General features: G+C 68.4%; 11 protein-coding genes. 8 read left to right on the top strand and 3 right to left on the bottom strand.

Annotated features, from left to right (window positions below):
- Position 1: 1 nt before the first annotated feature.
- Positions 2-637 (bottom strand): spermidine/putrescine ABC transporter substrate-binding protein, encoded by a 636-nt coding sequence (locus IEX05_RS14035; RefSeq protein ID WP_188702929.1) that lies wholly within the window; start codon positions 635-637, stop codon positions 2-4.
- Between the two features lie 233 nt (positions 638-870).
- Between IEX05_RS14035 and rpsL the strand changes: the two genes are divergently transcribed.
- The 5 genes from rpsL (at position 871) to IEX05_RS14010 (ending at position 6,178) form a co-directional block, all read left to right on the top strand.
- The gene (gene rpsL / locus IEX05_RS14030) at positions 871-1,239 is read left to right on the top strand and encodes a 30S ribosomal protein S12 (RefSeq protein WP_114117335.1); all 369 of its coding nucleotides are present in this window, start codon (positions 871-873) and stop codon (positions 1,237-1,239) included.
- Between the two features lie 5 nt (positions 1,240-1,244).
- The gene (gene rpsG / locus IEX05_RS14025) at positions 1,245-1,715 is read left to right on the top strand and encodes a 30S ribosomal protein S7 (protein ID WP_114117334.1); all 471 of its coding nucleotides are present in this window, start codon (positions 1,245-1,247) and stop codon (positions 1,713-1,715) included.
- Between the two features lie 96 nt (positions 1,716-1,811).
- Positions 1,812-3,926, top strand: coding sequence for an elongation factor G (fusA, locus tag IEX05_RS14020; RefSeq protein WP_188702928.1), 2,115 nt, complete (start codon positions 1,812-1,814; stop codon positions 3,924-3,926).
- Between the two features lie 170 nt (positions 3,927-4,096).
- Complete coding sequence (gene tuf / locus IEX05_RS14015) at positions 4,097-5,290, top strand: elongation factor Tu (protein ID WP_188702927.1); 1,194 nt, start codon at positions 4,097-4,099, stop codon at positions 5,288-5,290.
- Positions 5,291-5,431: 141 nt separating this feature from the next.
- On the top strand, positions 5,432-6,178 hold the full coding sequence (locus IEX05_RS14010; RefSeq protein ID WP_188702926.1) for a VanZ family protein: 747 nt from the start codon (positions 5,432-5,434) through the stop codon (positions 6,176-6,178).
- A 922-nt stretch (positions 6,179-7,100) separates the two neighbouring features.
- Here IEX05_RS14010 and IEX05_RS14005 read toward each other — a convergent pair.
- Both IEX05_RS14005 and IEX05_RS14000 read right to left on the bottom strand, forming a co-directional pair.
- Entirely contained in the window at positions 7,101-9,566 is a 2,466-nt protein-coding gene (locus tag IEX05_RS14005; RefSeq protein ID WP_188702925.1) for a DUF4012 domain-containing protein, read from the bottom strand.
- Positions 9,563-11,779 carry a carbohydrate binding domain-containing protein gene (locus IEX05_RS14000; RefSeq protein WP_188702924.1) on the bottom strand — a complete coding sequence of 739 codons (2,217 nt, stop codon included), beginning with the start codon at positions 11,777-11,779 and terminating at the stop codon, positions 9,563-9,565. Before IEX05_RS14000 ends, IEX05_RS14005 begins: the two co-directional genes overlap by 4 nt.
- Before the next feature lie 70 nt (positions 11,780-11,849).
- On the opposite strand from IEX05_RS14000, the gene IEX05_RS13995 reads away from it, so the two are divergent.
- From IEX05_RS13995 to IEX05_RS13985, 3 genes are all read left to right on the top strand, one after another.
- Positions 11,850-12,806 (top strand): glycosyltransferase family 2 protein, encoded by a 957-nt coding sequence (locus tag IEX05_RS13995; protein WP_188702923.1) that lies wholly within the window; start codon positions 11,850-11,852, stop codon positions 12,804-12,806.
- A 186-nt stretch (positions 12,807-12,992) separates the two neighbouring features.
- A complete protein-coding gene (locus IEX05_RS13990) occupies positions 12,993-14,183 on the top strand; it encodes a polysaccharide biosynthesis protein (RefSeq protein WP_188702922.1) in 1,191 nt (396 codons plus the stop codon).
- On the top strand, positions 14,180-15,250 hold the full coding sequence (locus IEX05_RS13985; protein ID WP_188702920.1) for a glycosyltransferase family 2 protein: 1,071 nt from the start codon (positions 14,180-14,182) through the stop codon (positions 15,248-15,250). Before IEX05_RS13990 ends, IEX05_RS13985 begins: the two co-directional genes overlap by 4 nt.
- Positions 15,251-15,558 lie beyond the last annotated feature (308 nt).

Here is a 15,558-nt window from a genome sequence, read left to right as displayed (position 1 = left end):
CTCAGACGAACGGGTCGTCGAGCGATCGCGAGAGCTCCTGCAGCATCTGGTCGATCTGCGGATCCACGAACGTCCGCACCGCCGCCTGCACGCGCAGGCGGTGGCTGAGCAGGAGCATGCAGATCTCCTGGCCGACCTCGTTCGCGTAGTCGTCCGCGAGGGCGATCTCGCGGCGGAGCGCGTTCTTCTCGGCCTCCGTCAGCGGCGGCGGCGGGGGAGCGGCCTCCGTGGCCTCCTCCGCGAGGCCCGCGATCGTGAAGAGGAAGGGCGCGCCGGGGTCCGGATCCGGATCGAGCGGCAGCCCATCGAACTCCGGATCCAGCCCCTCGCTCGGGCGGTAGCTCCGCGTGCGATTTCGGGCGGCCTGCTGGTCGAGCTCGGCCTGCAGGAGGGGGAGGTTGTCGGCGGTGTATCGGGCGACGCGCTGGTCGATGACCGTCGTCAGCCGCACGGACAGGCCGTGCTGCACCCCGTGCGGCGCGGTGTCGCCGATGCCGACGGCGGCGAGCAGGGGGGATCCGAAGCAGCGCCGGCAGGGCGAGCGGCGGCCGCGGTGGGTCGCGGGCTGCCATCGCGGCAGCCACGCCAGCCAGGCATCGACGGCCTGGGTTACGCGGGTCTCGAGCGAGCGCTCCATGCACACAGGATAGTGACAGGCCGGCGCTTTGCGGCGCGCGTGTCGCGCGAGTATGATTGATCAGTCTGCGTGTATTCGGCAACGTGTGCGCGCGGGCATAGGGATGGGGGCTGCAATCAGCCCCGCCCCCACGGCATATCCATCGAAGTCTTTCGGGTTCAGGCCTGATCGGGTGGATCGACGTGAAACATCACGCCTTGCTGTCACCGTGCAGCATTCATTCAAGGAGAAACGTGCCAACTATTCAGCAGTTGGTTCGCAAGGGCCGCCAGTCGAAGAAGAAGACTTCGAACTCGCCGGCGCTGAAGGCGAACCCGCAGCAGGCAGGCGTGTGCACCCGCGTGTACACCACCACCCCGAAGAAGCCGAACTCGGCGATGCGCAAGGTCGCTCGTGTGAAGCTCCGCAACGGTACCGAGGTCACGGCCTACATCCCCGGTGAGGGCCACAACCTCCAGGAGCACTCGCTGGTGCTCGTCCGCGGCGGTCGTGTGAAGGACCTCCCCGGTGTTCGTTACCGCATCGTTCGCGGTGCGCTCGACACCCAGGCCGTCAAGAACCGTAAGCAGGCGCGTAGCCTCTACGGCGCGAAGAAGGGTTGAGTTAGATGCCTCGTAAGGGTCCCGCACCTAAGCGCCCCGTCGTCAACGACCCGGTTTACGGCGCGCCCATCGTGACGCAGCTCGTCAACAAGATCCTCGTTGACGGTAAGAAGTCGCTCGCCGAGAACATCGTGTACGGCGCCCTCGCTGGCGTCGACGCGAAGGCCGAGGCCGACGCAGTCACGACCCTCAAGAAGGCGCTCGACAACGTGCGCCCCACCCTTGAGGTCCGTAGCCGCCGCGTGGGTGGATCGACGTACCAGGTTCCGGTCGAGGTCAAGCCTCACCGTGCCAACACGCTCGCTCTCCGCTGGCTCGTGAGCTACGCCAAGGGTCGTCGTGAGAAGACGATGACCGAGCGTCTGATGAACGAGATCCTCGACGCTTCGAACGGCCTCGGTGCCGCTGTGAAGCGCCGCGAGGACACGCACAAGATGGCCGAGTCGAACCGGGCCTTCGCGCACTACCGCTGGTAAGCAACAGCGCCATAACGTCGGCCCCGGAACGCTCTCCGGGGCGGTTCGGGGCCGACGTTCCTGTTTCATCCCTTTTCTCACGTAAGGAACCTTGAAGTGGCACAAGACGTGCTCACCGACCTCACGAAGGTCCGCAACATCGGCATCATGGCGCACATCGACGCCGGTAAGACCACGACGACCGAGCGCATCCTGTTCTACACGGGTGTGAACCACAAGATCGGCGAGACGCACGACGGTGGCGCGACGACGGACTGGATGGAGCAGGAGCAGGAGCGTGGCATCACGATCACGTCCGCTGCTGTGACCAGCTTCTGGAACGGCACGCAGATCAACATCATCGACACGCCGGGCCACGTCGACTTCACGGTCGAGGTCGAGCGTTCGCTTCGCGTGCTCGACGGCGCCGTTGCCGTCTTCGACGGCAAGGAGGGCGTGGAGCCCCAGTCGGAGACCGTGTGGCGCCAGGCCGACAAGTACAACGTGCCCCGCATCTGCTTCGTCAACAAGATGGACAAGCTGGGCGCCGACTTCTACTACACGGTCGACACGATCATCAACCGCCTCAAGGCGAAGCCGATCGTGATGCAGCTGCCGATCGGTTCCGAGAACGACTTCGTCGGTGTCGTCGACCTGCTCACCATGAAGGCCTTCGTGTGGCCGGGCGACGCCAAGGGCGACGTGACTATGGGTGCCTCGTACGAGACGCAGGAGATCCCCGCCGACCTCCAGGCCAAGGCCGAGGAGTACCGCGAGAAGCTGGTCGAGGCGGCCGCCGAGGCCGACGACGAGCTCCTCGAGAAGTTCTTCGGTGGCGAAGAGCTCACGAACGACGAGATCAAGTCGGGTATCCGCAAGCTCACCGTCAACGGTGAGGCGTTCCCGATCTTCTGTGGTTCGGCGTTCAAGAACCGCGGCGTGCAGCCCATGCTCGACGCCGTTGTGGACTACCTCCCGGCTCCGACGGACGTGCCCGCCATCGAGGCGCACGACCCGAAGGACGAGTCGATCGTCATCGAGCGTCACGCCGACGCCGACGAGCCCTTCACGGCCCTCGCGTTCAAGGTTGTCACGCACCCCTTCTTCGGTCGCCTGACCTACATCCGCGTGTACTCGGGTCACCTCGACTCGGGCGCGGCCATCGTCAACTCGACGAAGGGCAAGAAGGAGCGCATCGGAAAGATCTTCCAGATGCACGCCAACAAGGAGCAGCCGGTCGACTCGGTCACCGCTGGCCACATCTACGCCGTCATCGGCCTCAAGGACACCACCACCGGTGACACGCTCTGCGACTCGGCCAACCAGGTCGTTCTCGAGTCGATGACGTTCCCGGAGCCCGTCATCGAGGTTGCGATCGAGCCGAAGACGAAGGCCGACCAGGAGAAGCTGGGTCTCGCGATCCAGAAGCTCGCTGAAGAGGACCCGACCTTCCGCGTCGAGAACAACGCCGAGACCGGTCAGACGACCGTCAAGGGCATGGGTGAGCTTCACCTCGACATCCTCGTCGACCGCATGAAGCGCGAGTTCAAGGTCGAGGCGAACGTCGGTAAGCCGCAGGTCGCGTACCGCGAGACCATCCGCCGCACGGTGGAGCGTCACGACTACACGCACAAGAAGCAGACCGGTGGTTCGGGTCAGTTCGCGAAGATCCAGTTCAAGCTCGAGCCGCTCGCGGTCGAGGGCGACAAGGTCTACGAGTTCGAGAACGCCGTCACGGGTGGTCGCGTTCCGCGCGAGTACATCCCCTCGGTCGACGCCGGTTTCCAGGACGCGATGAACGTCGGTGTCCTCGCCGGTTACCCGATGGTGGGCGTCAAGGCGACCCTGACCGATGGTGCGGCGCACGACGTCGACTCGTCGGAAATGGCGTTCAAGATCGCCGGTTCGATGGGCTTCAAGGAGGCTGTCCAGAAGGCCAGCCCCGTGCTGCTCGAGCCGATGATGAGCGTCGAGGTTCGTACGCCCGAGGAGTACATGGGCGACGTCATCGGCGACCTGAACTCGCGTCGTGGCCAGGTGCAGTCGATGGAAGACGCCCAGGGCGTCAAGGTCATCCGCGCCCTCGTGCCGCTGTCGAGCATGTTCGGTTACATTGGTGACCTGCGCTCGAAGACCTCCGGCCGCGCCGTGTACGCGATGGAGTTCAACAGCTACGCCGAGGTTCCCAAGGCTGTCGCTGACGAGATCATCCAGAAGGGCAAGGGCGAGTAATTCTCTCCCAGCCCTGATGGCTCTCGGATGGGGCCGGATCCGATTCCGGCCCCGTCCACCACGTACAACTTCACACAGACTTGTCTCCAGTAGACTGAAGCAAACCCCGGAGAGAACCGGTCGCAATCCAGCGCCCGGTATCGATCCAAGAACGTCCTGAGGAGGACCCAGTGGCTAAGGCCAAGTTCGACCGCACCAAGCCGCACGTCAACATCGGCACCATCGGTCACGTTGACCACGGTAAGACGACCCTCACCGCCGCCATCTCGAAGGTGCTGGCTGAGAAGTACCCGTCCGACGTCAACGTCCAGCGCGACTTCGCGTCGATCGACTCGGCTCCCGAGGAGCGCGACCGCGGTATCACGATCAACGTTTCGCACGTTGAGTACGAGACCCCCGCTCGTCACTACGCTCACGTTGACGCCCCGGGTCACGCTGACTACGTCAAGAACATGATCACCGGTGCCGCCCAGATGGACGGCGCGATCCTCGTGGTCGCCGCGACCGACGGTCCCATGGCTCAGACCCGCGAGCACGTTCTGCTCGCGAAGCAGGTTGGCGTTCCCTACCTGCTCGTCGCCCTCAACAAGTGCGACATGGTTGACGACGAGGAAATCCTCGAGCTCGTTGAGCTCGAGGTGCGCGAGCTCCTCTCGTCGCAGGGCTTCGACGGCGACAACGCTCCCGTCGTCCGCGTTTCGGGCTACCAGGCGCTCCAGGGCGACGAGAAGTGGACCGAGAGCATCGTTGAGCTCATGAACGCTGTCGACGAGTCGATCCCGACCCCCGAGCGTGACCGCGACAAGCCGTTCCTCATGCCCATCGAGGACGTCTTCACGATCACCGGTCGTGGCACCGTCGTGACCGGCCGCGCCGAGCGCGGTACCCTCGCGATCAACTCCGAGGTCGAGATCGTCGGCATCCGCGACACCCAGAAGACCACGGTCACGGGTATCGAGATGTTCCACAAGCAGCTCGACGAGGCGTGGGCCGGCGAGAACTGTGGTCTGCTCCTCCGCGGTCTGAAGCGCGAAGACGTTGAGCGCGGTCAGGTTGTCGTGAAGCCCGGTTCGGTTACGCCGCACACCAACTTCACCGGCACCGCCTACATCCTCTCGAAGGACGAGGGTGGCCGCCACAACCCGTTCTACACGAACTACCGCCCGCAGTTCTACTTCCGTACCACGGACGTGACCGGCGTCATCTCGCTGCCCGAGGGCACCGAGATGGTCATGCCCGGTGACACCACGGACATGACGGTGGAGCTCATCCAGCCCATCGCTATGGAAGAGGGCCTCGGCTTCGCTATCCGTGAGGGTGGCCGCACCGTTGGTGCCGGTACCGTCACCAGCATCATCAAGTAAGACTTCTTAGTCCTGCTGCAAACGGCGGGCGGATCCTTCGGATCCGCCCGCCGTTTCGCGTTGCTGGTAGTGGCGGGTGGGTCCCCTCTGGATCCGCCCGCCACTACGTGCGTTCACATGAAACGCGTCTACTCTCGGCCTATGACGTACGTCGAAGACCGCAAGCCCGCCCGCAGCCGCCTCCGCGTCGGCCTCGCGACGGTCCTGTTCGTGATCTACCTCGCGTTCGTGATGTGGGTCACCATGTCGCCATCCCTCGAGGGAGTCGGCGTCGATTCCATCGCCGACCGCGTGCTGCGCGTGCTGCACCGCGTCGGCGTGCCCGAGTCGTTCGGCTTCATGCAGCTGGAGTTCACGGCGAACATCGGCATGTTCATCCCGCTCGGATTCCTCCTCGGCCTCGCGTTGCCCGGCTGGGGCTGGTGGCTCGCCCTGATCCTGCTGCCCGCGTACTCCTACGGGATCGAGTGGTTCCAGGGCGAGTTCCTCGGCGACCGCGTCAGCGACACCCGCGACATCATCTCGAACTCGATCGGCGCCTGGATCGGAACCCTCGCCGCGGCCTTCCTCCGCGCCCTCGTGCACTCCCGCGACGAGAAGGTCATCGCGCGGGCCATGTGGAACGAGCGCCGCGAGGGTCGCGCCCCGCGCGAGAAGTCCGCGCCGGTGCCGTCCGAGTACGTTCGCCCCGCGGCCGCTCCCGCGCCGCAGGCGGTGGATCCCTACGCGGGTGCACCCCGTGCGGATGCGCGCCCGACCGCGGAGCCGACGCGCCCCTACGCCGCCCCGCAGCGCCCCTACGACCCGAACGCCACCGAGATCCTCGACGGCAACGCCTGGAACGGCGGCAACTCACCCACCGCCCCGACGCAGATCATCCCCCGCTGACGGGCGGGGCGCTCGGGGGCTCTTGGGGCGCATTGTCGCGCCGTGCGTGGGCTTTGGTTCCGTGCGTGGGCTTGGCGGCCTGGGTGGGCTTTGCGCTGCGCGTGGCCCTCGCCTCGTGCGCGGCCTTCGCCTCGTGGGTCGCCCCCAACTCCGCACGTCTCCGACAACTCCGCCAAAATCCCCCAACTCCTCAAGTCTCCGACAACTCGTACGACGTCGACGGATGATTCGTCGGAGACTTGAGGAGTTGTCGGGAAATGGCGGACTTGTGGTGCCGGGGATCCGCCGGGGAGGCGGATCCGGATCCGTGGGGCTTGCACTCTGGATTCACCAGGGCGGCGGGCCTCGCGTGAGCGCCTGGACGCGCCGTCCAGGCAACCAATTCTGCCAAAATCCCACAACTCCTCAAATCTCCGACAAGTCGTACGGCGTCGACGGATGATTCGTCGGAGACTTGAGGAGTTGTCGGGAAATGGCGGACTCGTGGTGCCGGGGGTCCGTCCGGGAGGCGGATCCGGACCTGTGGGGATCCGCCAGGTAGCCGGATCCGGACCTGCGCGGCTTGCACGGGGGATCCGCCGGGGCGGCCCGCGGACCCCGCGTGAGCGCCTGGACGCGCCGTCCGGGGCACCCAATTCCGCCAAAATCCCACAACTCCTCAAGTCTCCGACAAGTCATACGGCGTCGACGGATGATTCGTCGGAGACTTGAGGAGTTGTCGGGAGATGGCGGACTCACGGCGCCGGAGATGCGTCCGGGAGCCGGATCCGGCCTCGGGGGTCCGCCAGGGAGCCGGATCCGTATCCGCGGGGCTGGCACGGGGATCCGCCGGGGCAGCCCGCGGGACCCCGCGCCTGCCCCAACACGAAACGGCGGGGCGGATCCTTGTCCAGGATCCGCCCCGCCGTTCGCGGGAGCTCTGTTACTCCTTCGCGCCGCAGGGGGTGACGGTGCCGGTGCTGGCGTTGACCATCGGGGTCGACCACACGGCGGCGGGGCCGAAGTCGCCGTCGCCCGAGAAGGTGGCGTTGACGGTCGCCATCTCGGTGGGGCCGAGGTAGGCCCAGACGAAGGCGACGGGGCGGCCGAGGTCGTCGATCTCCTGGTTCTTGATCTCGACCTGGCGTCCCTCGATCTCGACGCTGTCGAGGCTCGTGCCGGCGGGCCCGTAGACGTACACCGCGGTGCGGGACAGGCCGGGGAACGCCTGGTTCTGCGGCCGCACATAGTCCGGCAGGCCGTCGAAGGTCGGGAGGTCGAGGTGCAGCGTGGTCGACACGTCGAAGGTGGCGCCGCCGTCGGTGCACGTCTGCATGACATCGATGTTCGACTTCATGTAGTACGAGATCTTCGACGTCGACTCGTCGCGGAAGTACACGCCGACGACGCTTTCCTCCTCGTTCGTCTCAGGCAGGATCCCCGACACGCGTTCCTCGGCGATGTAGTTCTGCGTCTCCTCGTCGAAGCTGTGGAAGAGGAGCGAACCCTGGTCGATGCCGCGCCCCAGCGACGACACCATCGTCAGCATGTCGAAGTCACCCGTGGCGATCTTGTCGAAGACCTTCGTGGCGACGCCCGCGAAGAAGGCGTCGGCCATGTCCTGCGACTCGTAGTCGCTCCACCGCGAGTACACGTCGCTCAGCAGCAGCTGCACGGCGTTCGCGCTCGTGAGGGTGTCGCCCGTCTCCTCGATCGTGATCGGGCCCGTCGCGTCGAGGATGTAGCTGAGCGCGATCGGATCGATGCCCACGACGCCGTCGATCTGCTGGTCGCCGATGTCGCGGTTCCAGAAGGCGCGGTCGAGGGCGGCCATCGTCGGGAAGTCGGGGCGGCTGGGCGTCGTGTTGACGTGGTCGACGAGGTAGCTCGTATACAGGTCGAGCGCGCTCTGCGGCACCTCGACGTCGACCGCGCCGCCCAATTCGTTGAAGTCGCCGGATCCGGCCTGCGCCGCGATCTCGATGGCGCCCTCGTTCACGTTGATGAGCGTCTGCGACGCGGCAGATCCGGCGAGACCCACCGACTCGGCGTTGTTCATGAAGACGAGCAGGTAGTTCTTCTCACCGTCGGCGCCGAGCAGGCCCGGGGCGACGCCGATGGCGGGCCCGGCCTGCTGCATGACCTTGTCGACCATGTCGACGCCGGAGCGCACGGGGCCGATGAGAGAGCTGGATCCGGCGACGTCGTGGATCTTGTCGGCGAGCGACGTGATCCGCGGCTGCACCTCGTCGAGGATCGGCAGCACGCGCTGCAGGATCGGCGTCTCGCTCTCGGTGCGCATCGCCTCGAGCGCGGGAACCGCGAGGTCGTTCGCGGCGACATCGAGCGACTCCGCGGCCAGGCGCACGCCCTTGAGGTTCGCGCCCGCCCAGGGCACGAACTCCGCCGCGCGCCAGATCGGATCCCACCGCACGCTCGCGGCGGATCCGGCGTAGTCGCCGAGCACCGGCAGGGCCGCGTCGAAACTGTCCGGCTCCTGCTGCACGTGCGAGACGACGCGCTGCGCGGCCTGCAGGTCGTTCTTCACCATGAGCGCGCGCACGCCGAGCCAGCCCACGCACACGATCAGAACGAGCAGCACGATCAGGGTGATGTTGCGCGCACGGCGGCTCTTGCGGGGCTTCTCAGCCATGTCGTCGCCTCCCGGCGGGTTTCCGGATCCGTCTCCCGCGCCGCCCGCGGCCGTCGCGGGTGCGCCGGCGGGCGCGGCGGTGCCGAGCGGCGGCGTCGGGGCGCTCGCGTATGGATCCTGCGGGGCCGGCTGCGCGGCCGGGAACGGATCCTGCGGGGCGGCCTGCGATGCGGGTAGGTCGACGAACGGCATCGCCTCGGTGCGCGTGTGGTCGGGCGACGCCACGGGCATCGCGACCGTCGCGGCGGAGTCGGGATAGGTCGGCATGACCCGGGTGGCGTCCGCGGGGGTGTTCGACCCGTACGCGCCGGGGGCGCCCGCGGGACGCACGGTCGACGCCGGCGCGTCGTCGTGGTGCTGAACCGTCAACGCCTCGGTCGGCAGGTCCCACGTGTTCGCGCGACGCGTCGCCGGCTCGCGCGCGGACGCACCCGGGTGCGCCGCGACCTGCGGGCGCGCCGATGCGGCGCCCGCCGCGGACTCGCTCGATCCGGCACCAGCGGCGCCGCCGGCGGTCCACGCAGCGGTGGCGCCCGCCGCAGAAGCGTCGGATCGGGCACCAGCGGCGCCACCGGACCACGCGCCCGAACCGCGCGCCTCCTCGGTGCCCGGCTCGATCGGTGCACCGTCATAGAATCCGCCGGGGGCGGCGGCCTCGGCCGCGTCAGCGGCGCGTTCGGCCTGGTCGAGGCGGGCGCGCAATTCGCGCAGCTCGCGGCGGGAAAGGCCCGCGAGCGGGTCGTGCTCGTTCGTCACTTGTCGTCCTCGGGCTTGGCGGCTTCGGTCGCGACGGGCGTGGGCGTGGGCGTGCCGGACTCGCCGGGCGCGGGCGTCGCGGACGCCTCGGTCTCCGGCTCCTCGGCCGCGGCACCCGAGCTCTCGACCAGCAGCGGCGAGCTGCCGACGGTGAGCGTCACCACGCCGTTCTCCGGCTCGACGGTCGAGACCTCGCCCGTGAGCGACGTCACGGTGACGGGGCCGGCGGCCTCGAGGCTCGCCTCGCGCTCGCCATCGAACGACCACACGGCGGTCAGGGTGTCGTCACCGGATCCGAGAACCGCGCTGCGCACCTTGTCGCCGGCCTCGGCACGGCCCGCGGTCTCGCGGCCGTCGATGGCGTTGATGAGGAGCGCCTGCGCGAACGCCGCGGGCTTCGGCGGCTGGGCGGCCACGCCGTCCCGGCGCTGCTCGTACATGCCGAAGTTGCCCTCGTGGTTGTTCGGGTCGGTGCTGTCGTCGATGAGGTCGTACCAGAAGTACTTCTCCGCGCCGTACGCGAAGGCCGTCAGCTGCGCGCGCCACAGGCGCTCGGCCTGCACATCGCGCGAGACCTGCTGGCCCAGCTCGGCGCCCGTCGTCCAGCCGAACTCCGTGATCCAGATCGGCAGCTTCTTGCCCGCGAGGTTCTGCATGTCTCCGTTGGCCTCGTCCATGACGCTGCCGAGGCTCTCGGGGGTGTCGTAGATCCACTTGTTGTACGGGTGGAAGCTCATGGCGTCGGCGCTGTCGGCGGCGCCCGTCGGCCACAGTCCGCGGAACCAGTCGCCGTCGTAGTTCGCGGTGGAGCCCGCGACGATCGGCAGATCCGGGTTGACGGCGGCGACGTGGTCGGCGGTCGACTTCACGAGCGGCTGGTAGCAGACGGGCGCGGATCCGCAGGATCCGGTCTGGAAGCGGTCGTGGTTGAACTCGTTGAAGACCTCGAGACCGGCGACGTCGAAGTTCTGCGCGATCGCCGCGGCGTAGGCGCCGAAGGCCTCGACGGCCGCGGGCGAGGCGGGGGTGTTGCCGCCGTCGTAGAGCGGGTTGCCGTAGTTCACGATGCCGAGCAGCTGCACGCCGTGCGAGGAGAACTTGCCGAACTCGTCGGTGTAGTGCGGGGAGAAGGAGTACTGGCCCGGCGTCTTCTCGTTCTGATCCCACAGCACGTCGTTGCGCGCCAGGCCGATGCCCGTGCCCGCGATCGCGTCGGCGGAGTCGAAGTACCAGTTCTGGTCGACGTGGGTGGCGACACCGAAACGGTCGTCGGTGGCGATCGTCGCGCCGGCGTAGTCGATCACGCCGAAGGGGGTCGACACGGAGCGGCCGTCGGCATCGGTGACGCTGAAGGTGTAGTAGCCCTGCGTGACGTCGTCGAGCGCGATGCGCGCGAAGCCGCCCTCGACGGTCTCGGTGCCCGAGGCGACCTCGGATCCGTCGCGCGCGGCGACCGACCAGCTCGCGTCGCCATCCGCGAGCGCGACGCCCATGGCGGCGCCGGTCTCGCGCAGCAGCAGCGTGTTGTTGCGCACGCCCCAGTCGCTCGTGACCTGCTCGAAGGATCCGTTGGGCACCACATTCTCGCCGCCCGCGGGGGTCAGGGAGATCTCGTCGACGCCGAGGGCGGCGACGGCGTCCGTGACCCGAACGGCGATCGTCGCGGTATCGGCGTCGGCGGTGAAGGATCCCTCGATCTCGGACCAGTCGCCGTTGATCTCGCCGAAGGGGATCGTCTCGTCGCCGATCACGAGCTCCGCGGCCGCATCCGCGAGCTCGATCGTGCCCTGGCGCACCTGCGCCGTGAGGGTGTACTCGGTGCCCTGTTCGACGGGCACCTCGATCGAGAGGGCGTTCGTCGGCTCGGCCACCTTCGGGGCATCGATGAACGCCGACATGCGGCCCTCGGCGGCGTCGCCGATCTGGGGCATGACGTCGGCGATCACGTGCGAGTCTGCGCCCTGCCAGCCGTCGAACATCGCCTTCACGGGCGTGGAGATCGGGATCTCGGCCGGCTCCGGCGTGGGCGTCGGGGTCGGCGTCGGTGTGGGGGTCGGCGTGGGCGTCGGGGTCGGTGTGGGGGTGGACGTTGCGACGGGCTCGGGCTCGTCCTTCGAGAGGGCGGCGTAGGTAATGCCGCCGCCGACCAGTACGAGAGCCGCCGCGCAGGATCCGGCGATGAGTGCGGTGCGACCGCGTTTCGTCAATGCCAAGGTCTCGATTCCCCTCCGATGGTGAACAGGTCTCATCATCACATGGAGCACTGACAACTACACTGAACCCATGCCTGAGACCGCCACGATTGATGCCATTGTCCCGGTCTACGGCGGGTGGGAGCACGTCGAACCCTGCATCCGCGCCCTGCTCGCGCAGACGCGCTCGGTCAATGTCATCGTGGTCGACGACTGCGGGCCGGACGACACCGCCGACCGCGTCGCGGAGGCCTTCCCCGAGGTGACGCTGATCCGCAATCCCACGAATCGGGGCTTCGCCGCGACCTGCAACCGGGGCATCGCCGCGGGCACCGGCGAGATCGTCGTGCTCGTCAACAGCGACGTCGTCGCCGAACCGGATCTCATGGCCTCGATCGCCGACGCGCTGGACGCGGCGGGGCCGACCGTCGCGAGCGTGTGCCCGCTGCTCATGGGTACGGACGGATCCATCGACTCGCAGGGGATCACCGCCGACGCGACGTGCGCGGGCTTCGTGCGCTATCACGGGGCGCCGCTCGAGCGGCAGAGCCCCGCGGATCCGCCCGTGCTCGGCCCCTACGGCGCCGTCGCCGCGTACCGCCGGCGCGCGCTCGACGAGGTCGGTGTGCTCGACGAGGGCATCTTTATGTACGGCGAGGAGCTCGACCTGGCCCTGCGCCTGCGCGCGGGCGGATACGGCACTGTCGCTCTCGATCGCCCGGGCGGCGTGCACATCGGCGGTGCCTCGGCGGGCGAAGGCACGCCCCGGCAGATCCGCCTCGCGGGCTTCGGCCGCGGCTACCTGTTGCGCGCGTGGGGCGTGCTGCGCACCCGCCGCGCGATCCCGGCGCTCGCGATCGAGGCGCTCGTGTGCCTGCGGCGGCTCGTGCTGCAGCGGGATCCGTCGGCGCTCGTCGGCCGGATCCAGGGCTGGAAGGCCGCGCGCGGGGTGGAACGCCCGCAGATCCCGCGCGACGGCATCGACGCCACGATCGGCTTCCGCCAGGCGATCCGCATGCGCACCTCCGACTACTGGCACACCCGTTGAAATGACACTTGTGTGGGGTTGTGCGCGGGGTGACTGCGGAAAGGTGTCATTTGAACGGGTGGGTGGTGTGGGACGTGCCCGCCGCCGCGCCGTTGAGATGACACTTACGCACCGTCGCGGCCCTGCCAAGTACCAAGAAGTGTCATATGAACGGTGGGGGGTGTGAGGGTGCTGGCTCGTCGACTGTTGAGCTTCTCGGCAATTCCCGCGTTTAGTGCGCTCATTCCCTTCCTCGTTCTGCCATTCCTGGCGCGCGCCGCGGGCGTTGACGCATGGGTGGCGATCGGCGTCGGGCAGTCGGTGGGCGGATTCCTCGCCCTCGTCGTCGCCCTCGGCCTGAACGTGCAGGGGCCGACGCTCGTCGCCCTCGCTCCCGCCGACGAGCGGCCCGCCCTCTTCGCCCGCGGCACGCGGGCGCGGATCCTCTTCCTCCTCCCCGCGCTCGTCGTCGGCGCGGTCGCGGCGTGGCTGCTCGCGCCCGAAGGATCCGGCCTCGACGCCGCACTCATGGCCATCGCGATCACGCTCGGCGGGCTCACCTCGAGCTGGTACCTCATCGGCCTCGGCACGCCGATTCCCCTCGTCGGATTCGAGCTGCTGCCCCGCGCGATCGCGACGGGCCTCGGCGGTGTCGCGGTCGTGCTCGGCGGATCCGCCCTCGTGTGGGCCTACCCGACGCTCCTTATCGTTGCGATCGTCGGCGGCGTGCTCGGCTATGCCCGCCGCGTCGTGCCGCTGCGCCAGCTGCTCACGGGATGGGGCGAGTCGATCCGATTCGCCCGCGCGCAGCTCGCGGCCGCCGGGACCGAGGCCGTCAGCGGCGCCTACACGGCGCTCGCGGTCTCGATCGTGACCCTCGGCGCCTCGACCGCGCAGGCCGGCCTCTACATCTCGGCAGACAAGCTGTGGCGCATGGGGCAGACCGTCATCGGGGCGCAGGGCAACGCGCTGCAGGGCTGGGTCGTCGAGGACGACCGCGCCCACTTCGGCCACCGCGCGCGCCGGGCGCTCCTGCTGCACGGCGCGCTGGGCCTCGCGGGATTCGCCGCCTTCGCCGCGCTCGGACCGTGGCTCACGCAGGTGCTGTTCCAGGTCGGGATCGACCGGCTCACCGCCGTCTTCTTCGGTATCGCGACGTTCAGCTTGTCGATGTCGACCGCCACGGGCCGCCACGTGCTCATCGCCTGGGGCCGCCCGAAGCTCGTCTTCGCGAGCGTCGTGATCGGTGCCGTCGTGGGCGTGCCCACCTCGCTCGCGCTCGCCGCGGCCTTCGGCGCGGTCGGCGGATCCGCAGGGCTCGCCGCCGCCGAAACCAGCGTGCTCATTGCGCAACTTGCCATGATCGTCGTGACCCGCCGGAAGGGAGCTCGCCCATGATGCGCACGCTCGTCGTCGTTCTGAACTGGAACGGCCTCGCCGACACCCTCGAGTGCCTCGACGCGCTCGAGCGACAGACCCACCCGCGCTTCGACGTGCTGGTGATCGACAACGGATCCGCCGGCGACGACGCCGCCCGCCTGCGCGAGCGCGTCGAGATTCTGAACATGTCGCGAGGTTCTGAAGATTCTCGCGTTTCCGACGGATCCTCGACGAAAAGTCAGAATCTCGCGACCTTCGTCCTGCACACCGAAGCCGAGAACCTCGGCTTCGCGGGCGGCGTGAACGTCGGGATCCGGTGGGCCTTCGCCGGCGACTACGAGACCGTCGCGCTGCTCAACAACGATGCGGCGCCCGAGCCGGAGTGGCTCGAGAACCTCGACGCGGCGCTCGAACGCACGGGAGCATCGGTCGCGGCCAGCCTCATGCTGCAGCCCTCCGGGGTGATCGACACCGCCGGTGACGCCGTGTCGACGTGGGGCATGCCGTTTCCTCGCTACCGCGGTCTGCCCGCGCACGAGGCCCCGGAATCGGAGCCCGTGTTCTCCGCCTCGGGCGGCGCCTCGCTCTACCGCACGAGTCTGTTCCGCGACATCGGGCTCTTCGACGAGACCTTCTTCGCCTACTTCGAAGACATCGATGTGGGCTTCCGTGCGCGCCTCCGGGGCCACGCGATCGTGTTCGAGCCCTCCGCGATCGTGCACCACAAGATCGGTGCGACGAGCGGCCGGATCCCGGGCTTTACCGTGCGGCAGACGTTCCAGAACCTGCCCGTGCTCATCACGAAGAACGCGCCGAAGGGGCTGCGCCACATCATCGTGCCGCGCTTCGTGCTGCTCCTGGCGATGATGCTCGCGAAGGCGACGGTGACCGGATCCGCGAAGCCCGCCTGGTCGGGTCTCGTGCGCGGGATCCGGATCGCGCTCACGCACGGCCGCCGCGAGCGGCGGCGGATCCAAGACGCGCGGACCGCGGCCGTGGGCGATATCGACGCGATGCTCACGCACGACCTCCCGCCCGAGCAGTCGGGCATGCGCCGCCTCCGCAAGCTCATCCGGCGCCGCTGACCCTGCCCCTCGCCTCGCCCGCCCCGCCTGCCCCGCCTGCCCCGCCCCGCCGTTCGAATGACACTTATGAGGGGTCCGGCACCCGCCCGACCCGGTAAAGGTGTCATCTGAACGGGTGGGGGAGCCGGTCCCGCGCCTCATCCAGTTGAAATGACACTTATGAGGGGTCCGGCACCCGCCTGACCCCGTAAAGGTGTCATTTGAACGGCCCAGGGGCAGCAAGCCCCACGCCTCGCCCCGTTGAAATGACACATACGAGGGGTCTCACCTCTACCCGACCCGGTAAAAGTGTCATATGAACGGCCAGG

Source organism: Microbacterium nanhaiense (assembly GCF_014646015.1).
Taxonomy (GTDB): domain Bacteria; phylum Actinomycetota; class Actinomycetes; order Actinomycetales; family Microbacteriaceae; genus Microbacterium; species Microbacterium nanhaiense.
Note: the sequence above shows the minus strand (reverse complement) of the source record. Positions and strands in the feature narration are given on the sequence as shown.